The sequence below is a fragment of the Bradyrhizobium algeriense genome (assembly GCF_036924595.1).
Classification (GTDB): Bacteria; Pseudomonadota; Alphaproteobacteria; order Rhizobiales; family Xanthobacteraceae; genus Bradyrhizobium; species Bradyrhizobium algeriense.
The window spans coordinates 343,713-363,661 of record NZ_JAZHRV010000001.1; the positions used below are offsets into that span (position 1 = coordinate 343,713).

At 63.4% G+C, this 19,949-nt stretch carries 21 protein-coding genes; 11 read left to right on the forward strand and 10 right to left on the reverse strand.

Going from position 1 to position 19,949, the window contains the following annotated elements:
• Positions 1-17: 17 nt before the first annotated feature.
• Positions 18-1,487 (forward strand): glycerol-3-phosphate dehydrogenase, encoded by a 1,470-nt coding sequence (locus tag V1286_RS01680; protein WP_334489485.1) that lies wholly within the window; start codon positions 18-20, stop codon positions 1,485-1,487.
• A 14-nt stretch (positions 1,488-1,501) separates the two neighbouring features.
• Positions 1,502-2,518 (forward strand): adenylate/guanylate cyclase domain-containing protein, encoded by a 1,017-nt coding sequence (locus V1286_RS01685; protein WP_334477167.1) that lies wholly within the window; start codon positions 1,502-1,504, stop codon positions 2,516-2,518.
• A gap of 14 nt (positions 2,519-2,532) precedes the next feature.
• On the opposite strand, the gene V1286_RS01690 is transcribed toward V1286_RS01685, so the two are convergent.
• Together V1286_RS01690 and V1286_RS01695 are read right to left on the reverse strand one after the other, a co-directional pair.
• On the reverse strand, positions 2,533-3,843 hold the full coding sequence (locus tag V1286_RS01690; protein ID WP_334477169.1) for a tetratricopeptide repeat protein: 1,311 nt from the start codon (positions 3,841-3,843) through the stop codon (positions 2,533-2,535).
• 33 nt (positions 3,844-3,876) lie between these two features.
• Positions 3,877-4,377, reverse strand: a complete 501-nt coding sequence (locus V1286_RS01695) for a GlcG/HbpS family heme-binding protein (RefSeq protein ID WP_334477171.1) — start codon at positions 4,375-4,377, stop codon at positions 3,877-3,879.
• A gap of 168 nt (positions 4,378-4,545) precedes the next feature.
• On the opposite strand from V1286_RS01695, the gene V1286_RS01700 reads away from it, so the two are divergent.
• The 3 genes from V1286_RS01700 to V1286_RS01710 are packed head-to-tail and all read left to right on the forward strand — an operon-like array spanning position 4,546 to position 7,465.
• Entirely contained in the window at positions 4,546-5,739 is a 1,194-nt protein-coding gene (locus V1286_RS01700) for an ABC transporter ATP-binding protein (RefSeq protein ID WP_417021091.1), read from the forward strand.
• On the forward strand, positions 5,736-6,650 hold the full coding sequence (locus tag V1286_RS01705) for an ABC transporter permease (protein ID WP_334477173.1): 915 nt from the start codon (positions 5,736-5,738) through the stop codon (positions 6,648-6,650). Before V1286_RS01700 ends, V1286_RS01705 begins: the two co-directional genes overlap by 4 nt.
• Complete coding sequence (locus V1286_RS01710; protein WP_334477175.1) at positions 6,650-7,465, forward strand: ABC transporter permease; 816 nt, start codon at positions 6,650-6,652, stop codon at positions 7,463-7,465. Before V1286_RS01705 ends, V1286_RS01710 begins: the two co-directional genes overlap by 1 nt.
• Positions 7,466-7,583: 118 nt before the next feature.
• On the opposite strand, the gene V1286_RS01715 is transcribed toward V1286_RS01710, so the two are convergent.
• From V1286_RS01715 to V1286_RS01735, 5 genes are all read right to left on the reverse strand, one after another.
• On the reverse strand, positions 7,584-8,435 hold the full coding sequence (locus V1286_RS01715; protein ID WP_334477176.1) for a carbohydrate ABC transporter permease: 852 nt from the start codon (positions 8,433-8,435) through the stop codon (positions 7,584-7,586).
• On the reverse strand, positions 8,432-9,304 hold the full coding sequence (locus V1286_RS01720; protein WP_334477177.1) for a carbohydrate ABC transporter permease: 873 nt from the start codon (positions 9,302-9,304) through the stop codon (positions 8,432-8,434). The genes V1286_RS01715 and V1286_RS01720 overlap by 4 nt, the downstream gene beginning before the upstream one ends.
• Before the next feature lie 172 nt (positions 9,305-9,476).
• Complete coding sequence (locus tag V1286_RS01725; RefSeq protein ID WP_334477179.1) at positions 9,477-10,862, reverse strand: ABC transporter substrate-binding protein; 1,386 nt, start codon at positions 10,860-10,862, stop codon at positions 9,477-9,479.
• 632 nt (positions 10,863-11,494) lie between these two features.
• Positions 11,495-11,620 (reverse strand): helix-turn-helix domain-containing protein, encoded by a 126-nt coding sequence (locus tag V1286_RS01730; RefSeq protein WP_334489488.1) that lies wholly within the window; start codon positions 11,618-11,620, stop codon positions 11,495-11,497.
• Between the two features lie 438 nt (positions 11,621-12,058).
• Positions 12,059-12,238 carry a DUF3072 domain-containing protein gene (locus V1286_RS01735; RefSeq protein ID WP_334477181.1) on the reverse strand — a complete coding sequence of 60 codons (180 nt, stop codon included), beginning with the start codon at positions 12,236-12,238 and terminating at the stop codon, positions 12,059-12,061.
• 97 nt (positions 12,239-12,335) lie between these two features.
• Here V1286_RS01735 and V1286_RS01740 point away from each other — a divergent pair, with 97 nt between their 5' ends.
• From V1286_RS01740 to V1286_RS01750, 3 genes are all read left to right on the forward strand, one after another.
• Positions 12,336-12,746, forward strand: coding sequence for a hypothetical protein (locus V1286_RS01740; protein WP_334477182.1), 411 nt, complete (start codon positions 12,336-12,338; stop codon positions 12,744-12,746).
• Between the two features lie 147 nt (positions 12,747-12,893).
• Positions 12,894-13,121, forward strand: coding sequence for a hypothetical protein (locus V1286_RS01745; RefSeq protein WP_334477183.1), 228 nt, complete (start codon positions 12,894-12,896; stop codon positions 13,119-13,121).
• Positions 13,122-13,169: 48 nt separating this feature from the next.
• Positions 13,170-13,460 carry a hypothetical protein gene (locus tag V1286_RS01750; protein ID WP_334477185.1) on the forward strand — a complete coding sequence of 97 codons (291 nt, stop codon included), beginning with the start codon at positions 13,170-13,172 and terminating at the stop codon, positions 13,458-13,460.
• A gap of 44 nt (positions 13,461-13,504) precedes the next feature.
• Here V1286_RS01750 and V1286_RS01755 read toward each other — a convergent pair whose 3' ends face one another.
• Both V1286_RS01755 and V1286_RS01760 read right to left on the reverse strand, forming a co-directional pair.
• On the reverse strand, positions 13,505-13,723 hold the full coding sequence (locus V1286_RS01755) for a hypothetical protein (protein ID WP_334477187.1): 219 nt from the start codon (positions 13,721-13,723) through the stop codon (positions 13,505-13,507).
• Positions 13,724-13,941: 218 nt separating this feature from the next.
• Complete coding sequence (locus V1286_RS01760; protein WP_334489490.1) at positions 13,942-15,867, reverse strand: AsmA family protein; 1,926 nt, start codon at positions 15,865-15,867, stop codon at positions 13,942-13,944.
• 281 nt (positions 15,868-16,148) lie between these two features.
• Here V1286_RS01760 and V1286_RS01765 point away from each other — a divergent pair, with 281 nt between their 5' ends.
• From V1286_RS01765 to V1286_RS01775, 3 genes are read left to right on the forward strand one after another with little or no spacing between them, the layout of a single operon-like run.
• Positions 16,149-16,856, forward strand: coding sequence for a CoA transferase subunit A (locus tag V1286_RS01765; protein WP_334477189.1), 708 nt, complete (start codon positions 16,149-16,151; stop codon positions 16,854-16,856).
• A gap of 21 nt (positions 16,857-16,877) precedes the next feature.
• The gene (locus V1286_RS01770; protein ID WP_334477190.1) at positions 16,878-17,528 is read left to right on the forward strand and encodes a 3-oxoacid CoA-transferase subunit B; all 651 of its coding nucleotides are present in this window, start codon (positions 16,878-16,880) and stop codon (positions 17,526-17,528) included.
• A 4-nt stretch (positions 17,529-17,532) separates the two neighbouring features.
• On the forward strand, positions 17,533-18,189 hold the full coding sequence (locus V1286_RS01775; protein WP_334477191.1) for a GNAT family N-acetyltransferase: 657 nt from the start codon (positions 17,533-17,535) through the stop codon (positions 18,187-18,189).
• A 103-nt stretch (positions 18,190-18,292) separates the two neighbouring features.
• On the opposite strand, the gene V1286_RS01780 is transcribed toward V1286_RS01775, so the two are convergent.
• The gene (locus tag V1286_RS01780) at positions 18,293-19,939 is read right to left on the reverse strand and encodes an ABC transporter permease (protein ID WP_334477193.1); all 1,647 of its coding nucleotides are present in this window, start codon (positions 19,937-19,939) and stop codon (positions 18,293-18,295) included.
• Positions 19,940-19,949 lie beyond the last annotated feature (10 nt).

Genomic DNA, 19,949 nt, shown 5'->3' on the forward strand with positions numbered 1-19,949 from the left:
TCTCACTAGCCTTGCGTATGGCGGACTACGATCTCGCGATCATTGGCGGCGGATTGAACGGCGTCAGCATCGCGCGCGACGCCGCTGGACGGGGCTTGCGCGTGATCCTGCTAGAGCAGGGCGATCTCGGCGCGGGCGCCTCCTCGGCCTCGCCGCGGCTGATCCATGGCGATCTCGCAGGCCTGGAGCGCCGGCATTTCCTTCGCGTCCGTTCGGCGCTGGCCGAGCGCGACGTCTGGCTCAGGATAGCGCCGCATCTGGTTCGCCCGATGCGGTTTGCTATCCCTGCCCATTCCGACGAACGCCCGGCCTGGCAGTTGCGCTCATGGCTGCTGTTGTACGACCGGCTGGCCTCGCGCAGCGGTCTGCCGGCCTCGGCGACCGTCGACGTCACCCACCATCCCGTGGGCAACGCGCTGAAGCGCCCGTTCGGCACCGCCTTCGAATATTCTGACTGCGTCGTGGACGATTCCCGGCTGGTGGTTCTCATCGCCGTCGATGCTGCGGCGCGTGGCGCGGTGATTCGCACCGGCGCGCGCTGCACCCGGGCCGAACGCGGCAAGGAATGGCGGCTGGCGACGAAAGATCGCGGCTTTCGCCAGATCGTCACGGCCAGGGCGGTCGCCAACGCTACCGGCGCCTGGACGCCGTCGGTCGCCGAGACGGTGTTGCGCGTGCCGCCGCCTAAGGTGGCCGCCGTACAGATGGACCAGATCGTCGTCCGCCGCCTGTTCGACAGCGACAACGTCTATGTGTTCCAGAACAGCGACGGACAGCTGATTTTCGCCAGTCCCTATGAGCGCGATTTTACCCTGATCGGCACCGCCAGCCATGCCTTCAAGGGCGATCCCGCCATCGTCGCGATGGCGGCTGGCGACGTCGCCTATCTCTGCGATGCGGCGAACCGCTATTTCCGCGAGCGGATCGAGACGGTCGACGTGGTGCGCACGCTTTCGGGCGCCAACATGGTGCCGGCTTCCGCAGGCGGGCGACATCAGCGCGATGGGGCGATAACGCTCGACCATGGGCGCGGCAAGGCGCCGCTGCTCAATATTTTCGGCGGCGACGTCACCACCTCGCGGCTGCGCGCGGAGCGGGCGGTGTCGAAGCTGACGCCGTTCTATCCGATGTCGGCGCGCTGGACCGCGAAGGCACCGCTGCCCGGCGGCGATTTTGCCTGGGATTGTTTTGACAACGAGGTGGATGAAGTACGCGAGCGCTGGCGGTTTCTCGGCGAGGACCAGGCGAGGCGTCTGGTCGCCGCCTACGGGTCGAACGCCAAGGAGATCCTCGGTGACGTCAAGGCGCGCAGCGACCTCGGCCCGGCCTTCGGGCCGGAATTGACGGGAGCCGAAGTACGCTATCTCATGCAAAAGGAATGGGCGCGTTTTCCGGACGACGTCTTGTGGCGGCGCACCAAGCTCGGCCTCACCATGCCGCCGGCGGATCGCGAGGCGCTGGCTGCGTTCATGGCGGCGCCCGTGTGAAGAATGGATCGGACATGCGGCGTGTGATCAGGCCAACTGTTTTCCTGGCCATTATCGGCCTGCTCGGGGGCATAGCCTATCGCTACTTCATTGACGATCCGATCGAAGCAACGCTGCCGTACTATCTCCGGAGCAGCTTGCATGGGATGGGCATAACACTGGCCGCCTGGGGTGTTCATCTCTATTTCACGTCGCGACGAAGTGCGTGGATCAGCAAGTGGCCGCTGCTGATGGATCTGGCGGTGCGCTCCGCGACCATGGCTATCGTCGTCGCGAGCACGGCGCTGGTCTTGCAGGTGACGCTGTACGCAGAATGGATCAAGACGAAGTGGCTGATCGAGCAGCTTCCCGGCATCGTTGCGATCAGCTTCTTCCCGTCCCTGCTCGTCTTGTCAGCCTTTGAACTGACACGGCTGATCGGAAGCCGTGTGCTGTTCAATGTGGCGCTTGGGCGATACCGAAGCCCGGTGCGGGAAGCGCGCGTGCTGATGTTCCTTGATCTCGCAGGCTCGACATCGCTCGCCGAGTCGATGGGAGAATTGCGCGTGCAAGGCCTGCTCACCCGCTTCTTCTTCGACATCGACGGCGCAATCGTCGCGCATGGCGGCGAGGTTCACGCCTATGTCGGCGATGAGGTCATCGTGACGTGGCCGCTTGACGAGCGGATGTCGGGCGGACGCTGCATCGACTGCTTCTTCGCGATTGCCGACAGCATTGCGGAAAGAGCGGACTCGTATCGCCAGGAGTTCGGCACGGTGCCGAGCTTCCGCGCCGGTCTGCATGCCGGTCACGTGGTGATCAGCGAGTGCGGCAGCTCGCGCCGACAGCTTGCCTATTTCGGCGATACCGTGAACGTGACGGCGCGGCTGCAGGAGCACTGCAAGGAGGTTGGCCGGAATTTGCTGGTGTCGGCCGAGTTGTTGCGCCACATGAAGCTCAAGCCGGCTTTCGCCGTGGAAGCACTCGGGGAGGCGCGCTTGCGGGGTCGCGCGGCGGCAATCGAGGTATTTGCCGTCGAGCGCCGTAGCTGATCTCACGGACGACTTCAGTTTCGTAGCGCCTGCCGCGACCAGGCCTCGTCGCGCGCCGAAGGCCTGCAGTCGAGCCGCGCCGAGATGCGCCGGGCGGCCTTGTCGCCGTGACCGGCGCGCATATAGGCGACGATCAGCGTGTCTTCCCATAACTGGCGCTGGGCGCGGCTGCCGCCGATCCGCGCCAGTTCGGAAATCGCAGGTTCGAGCAGGCGGACCGCACCGTCATTGTCGCCTGCCGCAAACGCACCGATGCCGCGACAGAGGTCGATCGCGCAGCCGCCCGGCGCCAGCTTGCCGTCGGCCGCGCGCGCTTCCAGTTGGGCCAGTCGCGTGTCGAGGGCAGCGCTGTCTGTTGTCGCCGCTGCCAGAGCGAAGTGAACGTCAGCAAAATGCGCGCCCGCCTGCGGGAAGTATTTCTCGCCATAAGCGGCTACCTCCCGCCAATGCGGCTCCAGCCCGGCCTTGCCGGCCAGCGACAGCCGCCACAACAGCGAGGCGCCATCGGTGAAGATGTTCAACGGCGGATAGGGCCGGCCTGCCGGCTTGATATGCGCTTCGTAGATCGCCAGCGCACCATCAAGATCGCCTTCGTCGAGGTTGGTCAGCGCGACGTGCCAGGCAAGATGCCCATGCAGAAAACTCTTGCGATCATGCGCGGGCATCCATTGCGCGAGAAACTCGCGGCCCACCGCCATGTCACCTTGCTCGAACATCGCATGCGAGAGGCCATGGGCTGCGTTGGCGTTTTCCGCACGCAGCGCCATTGCGCGCTCGGACAGTGTCCGGCCGGTGGAGAGATTTCCCGCCTCGGTGTGCGACCAGCCGAGGTAACTGACAAACCACCAGTCCTCGCCATAATGCCGCGCGTGGCGTTCACAGATCGCGAGCTTGGCGGCATCGTGGTCGGGACGACCCGAGAACGCGTAAAGGCCGAACGCGCCAAGCAGGATCGACAGCACCTGCGCATCGCGCGGATATTCTTCGAGATGCGCCTCGGCGCCGCTCACGGCGACTTTCGGCTTGCTCTCGATCACGGCGGCCATGATCTCGACATGGCTTTTTTCGCGGGGCGTCGCGCCGGCGGCCAGTTCACGGGCCCGCGCCGCCATGGCGCGCGCCTTGCCGCCTTCCATGCTGAGCTGATGCAGCCGGGCGCGCCCGATATGCGCGAGCGCGAAGCCCGGATCTTCCGCGATCGCCTTGTCAAAGGCATCCTCGGCGCCGTGCCAGGCCGACAGCATGCAGTCGACGCCGTCACGGTAATGCGCGGCGGCGCGATCGGAGGCGGTGGTCAGCGTGAGGCCATATCTGTCGTGGTTCATTGTTCTTATCCCTGGGCGATGGCATCGTCACGGCTAGAAATCGAGCTTGTCGCGCACGGCGTCGATGCCCGCCTTGGCGCAGGCCTCGTCCGCGTCGCCGCCGGGAGCCCCGGAGACGCCGACAGCGCCCAGCAGCGAGCCGGCCGCTTCAACCGTCAATCCGCCGCCGACGATCACGGCGCCAGGCAGGTGGCGAATTCCGGCCTGCATCATCCCGGGCTGGCTGATGGCGATGAGTTCGGTCGTGCTGGTGCGAAAGCTGGCCGCGGTCCATGCCTTGCCTGAAGCGGTCGACACCGTGTGAGGGCCCGCGAAGCGGTCGCGCAGCAAGACTTGCGTGATGCCGAAGCGGTCGACGACGGCGACCGTCACCTGAAAGCCGCGCTTTCTGCAATCCGCCAACGTCGCGCGCGCCAGGTCGAGCGCCAGTTCGGGGCTCAACGATTTGTAGCTCACGAGGGCTTCCTGTGCGGCGGCCGAGCTGGCGAGCAGGAAGGAAATCGCCGTCGCGGCCAGTAGATTCCGAACAGTCATCAAATCCCTCCCGATGCTTCGTATCGCGCGGCGGCCGGCTTTCTGCGAGCTCCGAACCTTACCAGAGACGGCACCCGCATCCAGAATATTGTGGCTGCTGGTTCCGGGCCGGTTGAGCCGATGCCGATCCGCCGCTAGCGTGCGACCATGACAGGACTGGCAGGTGGCATGACCGGGGAATCGCCTGATATCGATACGCCGAAAATCGATACGGCAGCCGTGCCGGCGAGGCCTGCTTCGTCTGTCGACGCGGCCGATGACATGCCGCTGCTCCGTATCGAGGGAGTCTCTAAGAGCTTCGGGAGTTTTCGCGCGGTGGACCGGCTCTCGCTCGACATCGGGGCGGGCGAGTTCTTTGCGCTATTGGGTCCGAGCGGCTGCGGCAAGACCACGTTGCTGCGAATGCTTGCCGGCTTCGAGACGCCGGACGAGGGCCGCATCCTGCTTGGCGGCCGCGACATTGCGCCGGTGCTGCCGCACGAGCGTCCCGTCAACATGATGTTCCAGAACTACGCGCTGTTTCCGCATCTCAACGTGCGGGACAATATCGCGTTCGGGCTGAAGCGCGCTGGCATGCCGCGCGCCGCCATCGATACCCGCGTGGCCGAGATGGTGGCGCTGGTCAAGCTCGGGGGCATGGAGAAGCGCAAGCCGGACCAGCTTTCCGGCGGCCAGAAGCAGCGCGTGGCGCTGGCGCGCTCGCTGGCGCGGCGGCCCAAGGTTCTGTTGCTCGACGAGCCCCTGGCCGCGCTCGACAAAAAGCTGCGGGAGAGCACGCAGTTGGAGCTGATGGAGCTGCAGCGCCGTCTCGGCATGACCTTCATCATCGTCACCCACGACCAGGAGGAGGCGATGACGATGGCCAGCAGAATCGGCGTGATGGATGCCGGCCGGCTCCAACAGGTCGCGACCCCGCGCGACCTTTATGAGGCGCCGGCCACGCGCTGGGTCGCCGAGTTCGTCGGCGACGTCAACCTGTTCGAGGGCGAGGTCTCCTCGCACGAACATCATCGCCTGACGGTTGCGACCCGGGACGGCGGCGCCATCGTGGTCACGGACCCGCGCCAGCCTATTACCAAGACCAGCGTCACGGTCGCGGTCCGCCCCGAGAAGGTAAAACTGTCGCGCCGCGGCCCGGCGTCGGATGCGGATAATTCGCAGGCGATCAACCGGCTCGAAGGTGTCGTCACCGATGTCGGCTATCTCGGCGGTTCGACCGTCTACAAGATCAAGCTCGATTCCGGCGCGGTGGTGCGCTCGTCGATGGCCAATACCGCGCGGCTCGATATCGATACCCTTCGCGCTGGCCAGCGCGTGCTGGCGTGGTTCACGCCTGATGATTGCGTGGTGCTGGAGCAATGAGCGCGCGCCGCATCTTCGCGCAGCCAGCACGCTATGCCGCGATCGCGCCCTATGTCTGGATGGTGCTGTTCTTCCTGGTGCCGTTCGGCTTCGTGCTGAAGATCAGCCTGTCACAGACCGCGATCGCGCAGCCGCCCTACATGCCGGTGTTCGATTTCACCGAAGGGTGGGCGGCGATCAAGGCGGCCTTCGCGCAGCTCTCGCTGGATAATTTCACGCTGCTGGTCTCGGACAGCCTCTACATCAGCTCTTATTTGCGCAGCCTCGTCGTCGCGGTGACCTCGACATTGATCCTGTTGTTGATCGGCTATCCCATCGCCTATGGCATGGCGCGGCTGCCGCAACGCCGGCAGGCGATTGCGATGATGCTGGTCATCATTCCGTTCTGGACCTCGTTCCTGATCCGCATCTATGCCTGGATCAATATTTTGCAGCATGACGGGCTGTTGAATAAAATTCTGCTCGCGCTGCATCTGGTCTCGACACCGGTGGTGTGGCTCTCGACCGATACCGCGATGTATATCGGCATCGTCTATTCCTACCTGCCGTTCATGATCCTGCCGCTCTATGCGACGCTGGCCAGGATGGATCCCTCGCTGCTGGAAGCGGCAAGTGATCTCGGTGCGTCGCCCGGGAGAGCGTTCTGGCTGGTAACGTTTCCGCTGTCCTTGCCGGGGGTCGGCGCCGGTGCGCTGCTGTGCTTCATCCCGATCGTCGGCGAGTTCGTCATCCCCGATCTGCTCGCCGGCTCCGGCTCGATGATGATCGGCCAGACGCTGTGGCTGGAATTCTTCACCAACAAGGACTGGCCGGTCGCCGCGGCGGCTGCGGTTGCGCTGCTGGTGCTGCTGGTGCCGCCGCTATTGCTCTACGACCGGCTGCAGCGCCGTCAGCTCGGAGGTGAGGGTTGATGGCTGGCAAGGTCAACAGGCTATCGCCGTTCAACATCACCGCGCTCGCGCTCGGGATGGCGTTTCTGTACCTGCCGATCGTGATCCTCGTCATCTATTCGTTCAACGCCTCGCGGCTCGTCACGGTGTGGGGCGGCTGGTCGCTGCGGTGGTACCATGAGTTCTTCAACGATCGCGCGATGCTCGACGCCGCCTGGATGAGCCTTCGCGTCGCTGCGGTTTCCGCCACGATCGCAACGCTGCTCGGCACGCTGGCGGCGGTCGGGCTGGTTCGCGGCGAGCGCTTCAGGGGGCGTTCGCTGTTTTCCGGCATGCTCTATGCGCCGCTGGTGATGCCGGAGGTGATCTCCGGGCTTTCTCTATTGTTGCTGTTCGTGGCGCTGAACGCCGAGCGCGGCTTTTGGACGGTGACGATCGCCCACACCACGCTGACCATGTGCTTCGTTACCGTGGTGGTACAGTCGCGCCTCGCCTCGCTCGACCGCAGCCTGGAGGAGGCGGCGATGGATCTCGGCTGCGATCCGGTGCAGGCATTTCTTCGCGTGACCTTGCCGCTGATCATTCCGGCGATTGCCGCAGGCTGGATGTTGGCCTTCACGCTTTCGCTCGATGACGTCGTGATCGCGAGTTTCACGACTGGCCCCGGATCGGCGACGCTGCCGATCCGGATCTATTCCGAGGTGCGGCTGGGGGTGAAGCCCGAGATCAACGCGATCTGCACCATGGTGATCGCGCTGATCGCGGTGGTCATCGTGATCGCTTCACTCGCCTCGAAACTGTCGAGCTCGCAAGGCGAGAGCGCAGCGCCGCTGTAGCTCCGTCATTCCGGGGCGATGCGAAGCATCGAACCCCAATGTGCAATTGCACATTGTGGAATCTCGACATTCCGGGTCTGGTCCTGCGGACCATCCCGGAATGACGGGATGGCGACTATCACGACTTCACCGCCCCCGCGGTCAGTCCCCCCACCATATAGCGCTTGAACGCGTAATAGATCGCAGCCGGCGGCAGCGCATAGATGAAGCCGGTGGTCATCAGCAACTCCCACGGCGAGTCGTCGGCGGCCAGGAAGTTGCCGAGCGCCACGGGAAGCGTGATTTCGGTGTCCTTGGAGAGCAGCAGGAACGCGTAGAGATATTCGTTCCACGCCAGCAGGATCGCGTAGGTGCCGATCGCGACCAGCGAGGGCATCATCAAGGGCACATAGACCAGGCGGAACAGTTGCAGCGTGGTGGCGCCGTCCATGGTGGCGGCTTCATCGAGTTCGACCGGCAGCTTGTCGGACGCCTGCTTCAGCACCCAGATCGCGTAAGGGGAAGCGATCGTCACCATCGCGAGGATCAGCGACCAGTGATTGTTCAAGAGGCCGTAATTGCCCATGGTGCGGTACATCGGCACGGCGAGGAACGCCGCCGGGATGAAATAGGTGAACAGCGCGAGATTCATCACCCAGCGCCCGCCGGGCACGCGAAGCCGCGAGATCGAGAACGCGGCCGCGGTCGCGATCATCAACGTCAGTGTTCCCGCCGAAAGCGCGATCACCACCGAATTGAGGAACTGGATCCAGAAATCGCGCAGGAAGTAATGCTGCTGGTGGAACACGATGTTGAAATTATTCAGCGTCGGATGCGTTGGCCACAGCTTGCCCGAGAACGCATCTTCCTTCGGCGAGATCGCGAACAGGAACATGTGGTAGATCGGCACCATGGTCCAGATGAACACGGGGATGCCGATCAGCAGCAGCTTTGTTTCGGTGCCGACTTCGCGGAGTGTTGGCAGCTTCATCGCGACAACCGTTTCATCATGAAATAGACCAGCGGCAGCACGAACGGCAGCGCGCAGACGATGGACGCCATCGCAAGACTCAGCTGGTCGAGCCTGAGATAGCGGATGCCGAGGGTAGCCAGCACGTGGGTGAGGTCGGCGGGGCCGCCGCCGGTGAGCAGGTAGACGCTGTTGAAATCGCCGAGCGTCCAGATCATCGAGAGCAGCGTGCAGGTGATGTAGAGCGTCTGCATCGACGGCCAGGTGATGTAGCGGAATTTCTGCGACCAGCTCGCGCCGTCGACCTCGGCCGCCTCATAGAGGTCATGCGAGATCGCAAGGCGCCCGGTCATCAGGATCAGCGTCCAGAACGGCAGCGATTTCCAGATGTGCACGCCGATCGCCATGGAAAGCGCCACCGTCGGGTCGTTCAGCCAGTTCGGGCCGTCTTCGCCGGTGAACTTGAAAATCAGCTGGTTGACCACGCCCCATTCCGGATTGAACATGAACCGCACGGAGAGAATGGTCGGAATCGACGGCACCGCCCAGGGCAGGATGAACAGCACCGACAGCCATTTGATCCAGGTGCGCTGCTGCGCGAAGAAGCCGGATAAAAACAGCGCGATCGCCATTTTGAGGTTGATGCCGACCAGCAGGAAAATCAACGTGTTGACGGCGGCGCGCGCGAAGATCGGGTCGTGCCAGAGCGCGACATAGCTCGCCGGATGCCGCGCCAGCCAGAGGCCATAGCCGACCGGATAGACCACGAAGGCGAGGAACACGAGCAGATAGGGCGCCAGCAGCACGATGCCCCAGACCTGCGGTGTGGTCAGCCGGGCTGACAGAGGCGGGCTTGGTATCGCGTGATCGCCCGAAAGCGTAATTGCCATAGTCTAAACTCGTCACTCGAATCTTTGAACCTCGCCCCGCTTGCGGGGAGAGGTCGGATTGCGAAGCAATCCGGGTGAGGGGGTACAGGACTTTCCACGAGCGTCACTCGTGGAGGGAGCCCCTCACCCCGACCCTCTCCCCGCGAAGGGCGGGGAGAGGGAGAGGATAGGACTACCCAGCGACCTGCTTGATGCGGGCGATCAGTTCGTCGACGGCCTTGTCGACCGGCACCTTCTCGCTTACCACGCGGTTCATTGCCTTGGCCCAGACGTTCTCGTTGTTCAAAATCGTGAACTTCCAGTTCTTGGTGAAGTCGAACGGCGTGGTGCCGCCGGTGAACTGATTGTAGACCGCTTTGCGATGCCGGTCAGCCTGCCAGAACGGGCTCTGCTGGCTGGCCGTCGTCACCGGGAACCAGCGGCCGAGCGCGCCCTCGATATAGGGGCGGACGTTCTCTTCCTGCAGCAGGAACTTGATGAACTCCTTGCCTTCGGCCTTGTTCTTGGCGACCGTGAACATCAGCCCGGTCTTGACATCCGAGCGGTACTTGATCGGCGTACCGTCCGGCTTGTTGGGGAACGAGGCGGTGATGATGGTCTCGTCATAGTTCTTCTTGCCGAGCGCGCGCTGTTCCGGCGTCAGCGCCGGGTTGTTGGCGTCGTCGAGCCATTTCGCGGCGATCGAGATCGTGAAGTTATGCGTCATCACGATCGTCTTGTTGTGGAAGGCGACGTTGTTGTCGGGGTCCTTCCAGGTGGTGGAGGAGGGCGGCGAGCAGGTCTTGGTGTAGGTGTCGGTGTAATCCTTCATCGCCTTGATCAGGTTTTCCCGCACCTTGGGATCGTCGACCGTAAGCTTGCCGTCGTCATCGACCAGCTTGACGTTGTGGGCGTCCATGAAGGTGTAGAACGACTGGAAGCTATCAGTGGATTCAACGCCCATCGGCTGGCCGACGGCGTAGACGCGCTGGCCGGTGGCCTTGCGGATCGCCGGCTGCACCTTGTCGCACCAGAACGACCAGTAATCTTCCCACTTGGTCGGGATGTCGCTCTGCTTGAAGCCGGCCTGCTCCAGCATGTCCTGCCAGATCTGGACGTGCATGCTCTGCTGCTTCAGCGGAAAGCCGTAATAGGCCTTCTTCTTGGTGACGTCGTTATAGAGCAGCGCGGTTTCCAGCGTGTTTGGCGCGAAAGCCGATTTCATCGGCGTCAGGATGTCGCCGAGGTCCTCGAGCTTGCCCTCGAATGCCCATTTGCCCTGCGCCTGCACGTCATAGCTGTCGGAATAGGCGACATCCGGCACGGTGCCGGAATCCAGCGCCGCCACCGTCTTCGGGATCATGTCCTGGATGGCGTATTGCGACAGTTCGACCTTGATGCCGGTCTTGGCCTCGAATTTCTTGATCGCCTCTAAAAGCGCGTCGTCCTCGGACTTATAAAAGCCCTTGCCGAACCAGACGGTGATGGTCTTTTGCTGGGCCAGCGCGGGTGCCGTGGCGTAAAACAGCCCGACGGCTGCGACCGCGAGTGAAAGCCCGCCTAATTTCTTGGATATCACGTTGTTCTCCCTGAAAACCGCCGGCTTTTTAACCGGTTGGATAAAAGATAGCGCAACCATGCGGCGCGATCCAGATGGTCGATAGCAGACTTCTGTAGGGGGACATTCCGGGCGCAAATGCGGCAAAGCGCCCGCATATGTCCGGGCGTTACGGTTCAATCATTTTGGTTCAATCATTTGCGCCCTCGGATACCAGAAGCGATCCGGATTGTCGCAGCACGCAAAACCGTCATGCCCCGCCACCGGGTCTCGCCTTCGGCGAGCCCGATGACAGGCTCCGGCGGGGCATCCAGTACGCCGCGGTCTCTCCACGTCATTGCGAGCGAAGCGAAGCAATCCATTCTTTCTTTATGCTGCGACATGGATTGCTTCGCTGCGCTCGCAATGACGGTGGATACAGTTTCGCATTCTCGCGGCGCATAGCGCCCGAGGTTTGCTAGAGACTTCCCGCCCTATTGCTCAGAGGGCGCAGGGAAGACCGGGTGCGCGCTGCACCCGCGGTCTCGTGTGCAATGTGCACAAGGAAGTACGCACACGAGCGGTGCGCGAGTTATTGGGGGTGATTTGGGGGGGAACTGGATAGCGAAGGCGGGAGATGGCGTTGCGATCATCGCGCCATGCTTGGTGATGCGTCAGCCCGCCGATAGCGGTACGCGTACTCGGCTGCCGGTGGCTTCTGCGTAGCGCAGGATCGTCTTGGTGCTCGGAAGCGTCTGGCTGTTTTCAAGCCGCGCGAAAGTGGATTGGCTGGTGCCCATCCGGGCCGCAAGTTCGGCCTGCGACAAGCCTGCGCGCAGGCGAGCGGAGCGGTTCAGCGGCTACCTTAAATTCCGGAGCCAACACATCATGCTCGGGAAATGGAGTTTGTTGCACGGTGAGAATCATTGCCACGCCGTGACGCTCTGCTTCTACTTTCACAACTTCATGCGAATTCAAAAGACATTGGCCGTAACCCCTGCAATCGCTGCAGGAATTGCCGATAAAGTATTACATGAGGTTGGTTGCGCCGCGCTGATGAATGCAAACCAAGCGCCTGCTCTTCGTGGACCTTACAAGAAGCGGGTTACCGAAATCGAAATTTCAAAACTGAGGCAATACCCAATTTGGGTAGTGACTCAGCAAGTAGCCCGCATGAGCGCAGCGCGGTGTGGGATCAAGGCCCGGATATCACTGCGCTCATTCGGGCTACGCTTGCTTCAAAACGAATTCGCCAGCTCGATCTCCGCCTTCAGCGCCGCGATCCGCCGCTCGGCTTCCCGCGCCGTCAGATCCCTCTCGAACAATTTCGGCTGATACGCCTCGGCGCTGAGGGTGCGGAGCGTCGCCAGTTGGCGGGGCGTCATCGGCGCGTCGACCTGGCCGGGGAGGCGGGACATCGGGTAGCTCCAAAGAATCTTTAATCTGGGCTCAACTCTTAACTTGAAATTTGTTCTTTATTTGTTCTTATAGGCTTCAACCCTTGCGAGGTGGCCCATGGACAACAAATTGAATGAAATTCGTAGAAAAATCAGGTTCTTGCGGGCGGAGATGCTGAGCGCGGAGGATAATATTCGCAAACGGGTCAACCGGGATGAGGACTGCTCGGAGGCTGCGGTTCACCTGATGTCCATGCGGGTCGTCATGCTCGGCCTGCTCGGCGAGCGAAACCGGCTTGGCGGCGAAGAGCGGCTGCTCAATGTTGACGAGCGGCTGAAGCTGGATGTCCGCGCGGCCGGCAGAAAACCCGCGAACGGGGCGCCAGCGCGTTTTCCGGCGAAAGCCAGCCCCGGACTTGATCCGGGGTCGAGACCGGTTGGCGTCAAGAAAACGCGTCACATCAAAAATCCAGAGCCCCGTTCCGATTCAACCGGAACGGAAAAGGCTCGAGGCCGCCGTGAGCGATGAGGCGATTCAAGTCCTGCGCCGGCGGATTGGCGAACTGGACCAGCTTGCGCGCCGGCTCGATCAATCCGGCCTCGACAACGCGCGGGCGCAGCTCCTGCTCTCGCGCAAGCGGGCGGAGCTGGAAGACTTCATCAACAGGGGCCAGCGATGTCAGGACCGCTCAGATGGTACGACCACAACGCGGATAACCCGCCATGGATAAAGGCCCTGGCGGAAGTCCGCATCCAGGCGACGCGGGAAGGCTGGTGCCACGCGCATGTGCAGGCGATCATCGTTGCGATCGATCAGTATGCCGAAGCCGCGCTGGGCAACCGGAGTTATTTTCTCAACAAGCCGTATGGGGTGGGGGGTGGCAGGGGCGATAACATTCCCTGAAGGGTCATGTTCCTAGCCCGCATGAGTAATCCAGAAATGGAGTTCGCAGTGTCCAGTTTCTCTCTTGAGTTGCCCACGGACTTTGAGGATTACGAATGGATATTAGAATCCAAGGGGTGGTTTTCCGAGGCGCGGATCGTCGTGGCGGAAAGGCGGTACCAGATCAACTTCTATGATCTGGCGCGTCACACCCAAGCGATTGAAGGTGAGTTCGAGCGTGGCCCAATATTCTTTGAGCCAAACCTGGTGATCGCGCCGTCTGTAACAAGAGCTCACATGGAACGGGCCGCCGAAGAGTTGGTGCAGTCGGGTCAGATCCTATCTCTTGTGGCAGAGTAAGGTCCCGGATGACGCTCCGCTTGTCCGGGCTACGCTACACTTGCCTAGCCGAGGCTGGTGTTCTTGCGATGCAGATTCGGAAACAGGAATATCAATCGCAGCGCCAGCGGCCCGATAAGCGCGGCAATCCACGTCCAGACCGTAAAGCGCCGTCCGCGACGTTCAGCAATCCGACCGGCGAGATACATCGAAGCGATCGTAGCAACCGTCAGCAATACGAAGAGCATGTAGGCGTCGAAGGTAACGTCAACGTTGCTACTCATCCGGGCAAGCTCCAATCCTGCGTTGCGCCAAGCATAGTACGGAGTTGGTCGCCCGGCGACTGGTCCTCAAGCCGCTCTCGTTTAATTGACGTAGCCCGCATGAGCGGCTTGTCCGCGGTAGCTCGAAGAGCGTAGGCGGAAGCGATATGCGGGATTGCAGATAAGACCCCGGATATCGCTGCGCTCATCCGGGCTACGCGTCCGACCGAGACCGAAAGCTAGTTCGCCTTCGCCCCATCCGCCGTTTCCGGCGCCGCCGGCTTCTGCCCACCGCCGGTAAATCGCTCGATCACCGAGCGCACCGCATCGCGCGTCTTGCGGTCCTTCACGGCATCGAGCAACGGCGCAGCCCCCGGCGAGCGGCGGATCAGGCTTTCGGGATCGGGAAATACCAGCGGATCGTCCCATGGGCCCTGAACCACGAAGGGGAGTTCAAATCCCTTGTCGCCGCTGTTGGCCGCAGGCGTCAGGCTGGCGACGCCCTTGAGGTCGTATTCGCGGGCCGGCACGGAGGCCGTGCCGGTTAGCGTCAGGCGCGTCGTCGGGCCGTCGACGCGGACGTCCTCGACGGTGGCGATGCCGTCGTTGAAGCGCACCGAAACGTTAAGATTATCGTAGGGCGTCGAACCCGAGCGCAGATTGCCGCCGCCGGCCAGCGGCCGGCGCTCCAGGCGCTTGAGGAGTTGTTCGACATTGAAGCCCGCAATCGCGCCGTCATGGCCGATCAGCGTGGCGGTGCCGTCGAGCGAGGAGGCGAGGCCGAACGGGCTCGAGCCGGAGGCCATCAGCGAAACCCCGAGATTGCCGCGGCCGGAGAGTTTTGTGATCCCGAACAATTCGCCGGCGCAGGCCTGCAGATCGACGTCGGTGAACTGGAATTGCGCCTTGACGTCGGCGATCGCATCGGAACGCGCGATGCCGATCGAGCCCTTGGCGATGCCGCCATACATCTGCGCTTCGCCGATCGAGAGCGCCAGCGCGCCGCCGCGCAAATTGGCGCCGAATGCCGTGCGGCCGAGTTTTGTAGGGCCGACCGTCACCCGCGCCGCCGACAGGCGCATGTCGAGATCGGTGGCGGAAAGCGAAGTGAGGTCGAACAATTGCCGGTTCCAGTCGCGCGCGCCGCTCGCCAGCAGGCGCACGGTGGAGATGTAGGGCGTGAAATCGAGGTTGCCCGCGGCGAGCGTCGCCTGCAGCGTCTGGCGGCCGTTATTGGCCACCGTCATCACGCCCTCGGCGGCATTGCCGTCGAGTTCGACATTCACGTTGGTCAGCGCGACCGAGGCGCCGACGACATTGGCGCGGGCTCTCAGCGTAAAGCGGCCGAACCCTCCGCTGCCGGGCACCGGCTGTCCCATCCAGCGCATCGCATTGCGCAGCGACAGGCTGTCGACGGTCACCGTGCCTTCCATCATCAGGCTGGTGCGGTTGGCGACCGAGCCGTCGAAGGCCAGTTTCAACGGCGCGCTGACGATGCGCGCCTTCAGGCCGGAGCGGTCGCCCGACAGCATCGCGACGAAGTCGCTGGCCGAGATCGAGCCGTCGACGCGCTCTCCGCGCCAGTCGAATTGCCCGGTCGCCGCGAACGACCGCGAGATCGACGGCCACGCCAGCGACAAATCGATGTCGCCGAGCTGCTCGGTGACATGATTGGCCGCGTCCTCGTATTTGAGCACGCCGTCCTGAATCCTGATTTCGGAAAACGACACCTGGTTTTCAGCGCCCGGCTTCATCGTGCGCGCGATCCGTTCGACGAACGGCGTCCAGTTGCTCTCGCCGCCCGCTTCCCTGATGACGCGGATATGCGGCCGCAACATCATGACGTCGGCGATTTCAAAGCGGCGCAGCAGCAATGGCAGCAGGCGCAGGTTCGCGGTCAGCACGTCGACCTGCAGCGCGGGATCAGTGGTGCCGCCGCCCTTCAGCCCGACATTGTGAAAGGAGACGTAGCTGCCCGGAAACACCGAAACGTCGATCGCGCCTGACACGATCAGATCGAGCCCGGTGACCTCGCGTATCTGCGCCTCGACGGCCTGGCGCAGCGCGTCGCGGTTGAGGAACCAGGAGGTTCCGATCAGGGCGAGCACGGCCGCGCCGAACAGCGCCGCAATCGGCATCCCGAGGCGCTTCATTCCTTGGGGCATCGTCAATGACATATCCGGATCTGGCTAAACCGAACTCGGGTTGATGCTACGGGGACTTGTTGATTAAGGGTCTATGTTTGTTCAGGCAGGCGGCGCACTGGTTAAGCCCGTGCCAACCCACACAACTTGAAGGGTTTTCTTGACGCTTTCAAGGCCGAGGTGGCGCCCGGTGGGCGGTTCGGCGGCATAATCCCCGCGTCATTGACGCACCGCGAAGAATTCGCCTAATAATTCGGAGATAATGCCGGCTTACGGCGGTTCCCTCCATCAGGTCATATTCCATGAAAAAGGTTTACCCCGACGCCAAATCGGCGCTCGATGGCGTTCTCAAGGACGGCATGATGATCATGTCCGGCGGCTTCGGCCTGTGCGGTATCGCCGAAACCCTGTCGGACGCGATCCGCGATTCCGGGGTCAAGGGTTTGACTGTCATCTCCAACAATGCGGGTGTCGACGGCATCGGCCTCTCCAGGCTGCTGGAGACGCGGCAGATCAAAAAGATGATCTCGTCCTATGTCGGCGAGAACAAGCTGTTCGCGCAGCAATACCTCGCCGGCGAGCTGGAACTCGAATTCAATCCGCAGGGCACGCTGGCCGAGCGCATCCGCGCCGGCGGCGCCGGTATCCCGGCTTTCTTCACCAAGACCGGCGTCGGCACGCTGATCGCCGAAGGCAAGGAAGTGAAGGAATTCGACGGCGAGAAATACATCATGGAGCGCGGCCTGTTCGCTGATCTGGCCATCGTCCACGCCTGGAAGGGCGACACCGCCGGCAACCTGATCTACCGCAAGACCGCGCGCAACTTTAACCCGATGATGGCCACGGCTGCGAAGATCACCGTGGCCGAGGTCGAGCAGCTGGTTCCGGCCGGCGAACTCGATCCCGACCACATCCACACCCCCGGCATTTTCGTCAAGCGCATCATCGAAGTGGGCACGGCCAAGAAGCGGATCGAGTTCCGCAACACCCGCCCGCGGCCCGCAGCATAAGCGCGACACAGGAGAACTGACATGGCCTGGACCCGTGAACAGATGGCTGCGCGCGCCGCGAAAGAGTTGCGCGATGGCTATTACGTCAACCTCGGCATCGGCATTCCGACGCTGGTCTCGAACTACATCCCCGAGGACATCGACGTCAGCCTGCAGAGCGAGAACGGCATGCTCGGTATGGGACCGTTCCCTTATGAGGATGAGGTGGACGCCGACCTGATCAACGCCGGCAAGCAGACGGTCAGCGAACTGCCTGACACCAGCTATTTCTCCTCGGCCGATTCCTTCGGCATGGTGCGCGGCGGGCATATTGATCTCTCAATTCTCGGCGCAATGCAGGTGGCGCAGAATGGCGATCTCGCCAACTGGATGATCCCCGGCAAGATGGTGAAGGGCATGGGCGGCGCGATGGACCTCGTCGCCGGCGTCAAGCGCGTCGTCGTCGTCATGGAGCACTCCGCCAAGGACGGCCCGAAACTGCTGAAGACGTGCAATCTGCCGCTGACCGGCGAGCGCGTGGTCGACATGGTGGTGACGGATCTCGCCGTCTTCACCATCGACAAGCACGGCAAGGACGGCATGGCGCTGATCGAGCTCGCCGACGGCGTCACGCTGGATGAGGTGAAGGCGAAGACCGAAGCCGAATTCCGCGTCGCACTGAAGAACGCCTGACGTCATGGCGGCGGGGCGGTCGCAACCTGCGATCCGTCCCGCGCGCGCTGACGACGCAAGTTTCATAGGCCGCAACATCCTGTCGTCGCAGCGCGGCCCGTTCCCGCGTGGCTGGTTCGACATCGCGCTTGGCTGGGACGAGCCGCAATGCCTGGCGTTCGTCGAATGCATCGCGATCGCGCCAACGCAATCGTGGTGGCACATCACCCAATTCATCGTCGCTGAGGTCGAGGGCGAGCCGGCGGCATCGCTCTGCGCGCTGCCTGCTGCCGGCACCGAGGCCGCCGCGCGGGCGGCGATCCGGGAGGTGGCGACCGCGATAGGGCTGAGCGCCGCCGATCAGAAGGCGATCTTCCGGCGTGGCGCCTATGGAGCGAATTGCTGGGTGCAAGGCGGCGAGGGCGAGTGGCTGATCGAGCATGTCGCGACGCTGCCGGCGTATCGCGGGCGCGGACTGGTGCAGGCCCTGATCGATCACGCGCTCGCGGCCGGAAGGCAAGCAGGCTTCGAGCGGGCGTCGATCTCGTTCCTGATCGGCAACGAAGCGGCGGAGCGGTGTTATGCCAAGGCTGGCTTCGCATTCGCCGAAGAAAAGCGCGATCCGGTATTCGAGGCGATCACGGGTTCACCGGGCTTTAGGCGGTTTGTGCGCGCGATTTAGGAAATTCGTAGGGTGGGCATAGCGAAGCGTGCCCACCATCTATCCCTCGATTTCCGTCCTGAATGGCGGGCACGCTTCGCTTTGCCCGCCCTACGGCGTCAACTCACGCCGGCCCGCTCGGTATGTCCGAAAACCGCGTCAGCCACGCCACCGGGCCGATGCTGGCGGCGACGATCAGCAGCGCTGCTAGCGCGCCTTCCTCAAAGCTGCCGCGGCTGGCGTATTGGTAGATCGAGGTGGCCAGCGTCTCGACGTTGAGCGGCCGCAGCAGCAGCGTTGCCGGCAACTCCTTCAGGCAATCCACGAACACCACGATGACGGCGCCCAGCATGGCGGGACGCAGCAGCGGCAGGTGGATCAGCCGCATTGTCGTGGTCTGGCCGGCGCCGACGGCGCGCGCGCTGTCGTCGTAATCGCGCGGGATCCGCTCGAACCCTGCCTTGATGAAACCGGTCGGCACCGCCAGAAAGCGGATCACGTAGGCGATGACCACGGCGGCGCCGGAGCCGACCATGATCAGTCCCGGCAGCGATTGTCCGAGCGATGCGGCGAGCGTGTTCAGCGCGTTGTCGATGGCGAGCACGGGCGCGAGCAGCCCGAGCGCCAGCACGAGCCCGGGCAGCGTGTAACCCAGTTGCGCGATGTTCATCGCGACGAAGCGCAGCCGGCTCGGTCGCCAGCGCCAGGCCAGAATGGTCGCAAAGCCGAGCAGCAGCGCGGTCAGCGTGGCAAGGCTCGCGAACGCTATCGAGTTGAAGGCGTCGCGCCACAGCGCCATGTCGAAATTCGCAAACAGCCCGCGCTTGAAACTCTGATGCGCCAGATACAACAGCGGCACCAGGAATCCGAGGCAGACCGGCAGCAGGCAGGCTGCGAATGCCAAACCGCCCTTGATGCCGGCAAGCGGCGTCCGTTGCGTCAGCCGCGGGCTTTCGGCGGAAAACTCTGTCGTGACGTTGCGCCGTCCGTAGCGTTCAATTGCGATAAGTCCGGCCACGATCGCCAGCATGAAGCAGGACAGTTGCGCGGCGCCGGCAAGGCTGCCGCGGTTGAGCCAGGTCGTGAACACCGAGACCGTGAGCGTGCGGACGCCGAGATATTCGCTGGCGCCGATGTCGTTCAGCGTTTCCAGCGACACCAGCGCTGTGCCGACCGCGAGCGCGGGACGTGCCATCGGCAGCGAGATGCGCCAGAAGGTGGTCCAGCGCCCGGCGCCGAGCGTCTTCGCCGCTTCAGCGAACTCCGCGCTCTGGAACTGGAACATCGTGCGCGCCGAAAGATAGACGTAAGGATAGAGCACCAGCGCGATTACGATGATGGCACCGGGCAGCGAGCGCAAATTCGGGAGCGCGCGCACCGCGTCCTGCAGCGGAAGCCAGACCGCGAGCGTCCGGTGGACCAGGCCGAGCGGCTCGAACAAGTCGACATAGACGTAAGCCGCGAGGTAGGTGGGGATCGCGAGCGGCAGCGGCACCAGCCAGAGCAGCATCGCCCGGCCGCGGAATTCATGCAGCGAGATCGCCCACGCCGTGCCGGTGCCGATCGCGAGCGACAGGGCGCCGACGCCGCCGAGCAGGAGCGCGGTGTCGAGAAGGCTCCGCGGCAGCACGTATTCGATGAGGGGCTGCCAGACGTCAGGCGCCGGCTGCATCGCCAGCGCGATGATGGAGATGACGGGAGCGGCGACAAGGATGGCGGTCGCGACCGCGATCGACGCGGCGATCCGGCCCGAGCGCGTGGTCCGGGTCACGCCGGCTCAC

Excerpts from the sequence above, each read along its gene's own strand:
- V1286_RS01755 (WP_334477187.1), bottom strand. The coding sequence starts at position 13,723 with ATGAGTAGCAACGTTGACGTTACCTTCGACGCCTACATGCTCTTCGTA.
- V1286_RS01735 (WP_334477181.1), bottom strand. The coding sequence starts at position 12,238 with ATGTCCCGCCTCCCCGGCCAGGTCGACGCGCCGATGACGCCCCGCCAA.
- V1286_RS01680 (WP_334489485.1), top strand. The coding sequence starts at position 18 with ATGGCGGACTACGATCTCGCGATCATTGGCGGCGGATTGAACGGCGTC.
- V1286_RS01700 (WP_417021091.1), top strand. The coding sequence starts at position 4,546 with ATGACCGGGGAATCGCCTGATATCGATACGCCGAAAATCGATACGGCA.
- V1286_RS01710 (WP_334477175.1), top strand. The coding sequence starts at position 6,650 with ATGGCTGGCAAGGTCAACAGGCTATCGCCGTTCAACATCACCGCGCTC.
- V1286_RS01775 (WP_334477191.1), top strand. The coding sequence starts at position 17,533 with ATGGCGGCGGGGCGGTCGCAACCTGCGATCCGTCCCGCGCGCGCTGAC.
- V1286_RS01715 (WP_334477176.1), bottom strand. The coding sequence starts at position 8,435 with ATGAAGCTGCCAACACTCCGCGAAGTCGGCACCGAAACAAAGCTGCTG.
- V1286_RS01695 (WP_334477171.1), bottom strand. The coding sequence starts at position 4,377 with ATGACTGTTCGGAATCTACTGGCCGCGACGGCGATTTCCTTCCTGCTC.
- V1286_RS01690 (WP_334477169.1), bottom strand. The coding sequence starts at position 3,843 with ATGAACCACGACAGATATGGCCTCACGCTGACCACCGCCTCCGATCGC.
- V1286_RS01745 (WP_334477183.1), top strand. The coding sequence starts at position 12,894 with ATGTCAGGACCGCTCAGATGGTACGACCACAACGCGGATAACCCGCCA.
- V1286_RS01685 (WP_334477167.1), top strand. The coding sequence starts at position 1,502 with ATGCGGCGTGTGATCAGGCCAACTGTTTTCCTGGCCATTATCGGCCTG.
- V1286_RS01770 (WP_334477190.1), top strand. The coding sequence starts at position 16,878 with ATGGCCTGGACCCGTGAACAGATGGCTGCGCGCGCCGCGAAAGAGTTG.
- V1286_RS01760 (WP_334489490.1), bottom strand. The coding sequence starts at position 15,867 with ATGCCCCAAGGAATGAAGCGCCTCGGGATGCCGATTGCGGCGCTGTTC.
- V1286_RS01730 (WP_334489488.1), bottom strand. The coding sequence starts at position 11,620 with ATGGGCACCAGCCAATCCACTTTCGCGCGGCTTGAAAACAGCCAGACG.
- V1286_RS01740 (WP_334477182.1), top strand. The coding sequence starts at position 12,336 with ATGGACAACAAATTGAATGAAATTCGTAGAAAAATCAGGTTCTTGCGG.
- V1286_RS01765 (WP_334477189.1), top strand. The coding sequence starts at position 16,149 with ATGAAAAAGGTTTACCCCGACGCCAAATCGGCGCTCGATGGCGTTCTC.
- V1286_RS01720 (WP_334477177.1), bottom strand. The coding sequence starts at position 9,304 with ATGGCAATTACGCTTTCGGGCGATCACGCGATACCAAGCCCGCCTCTG.
- V1286_RS01705 (WP_334477173.1), top strand. The coding sequence starts at position 5,736 with ATGAGCGCGCGCCGCATCTTCGCGCAGCCAGCACGCTATGCCGCGATC.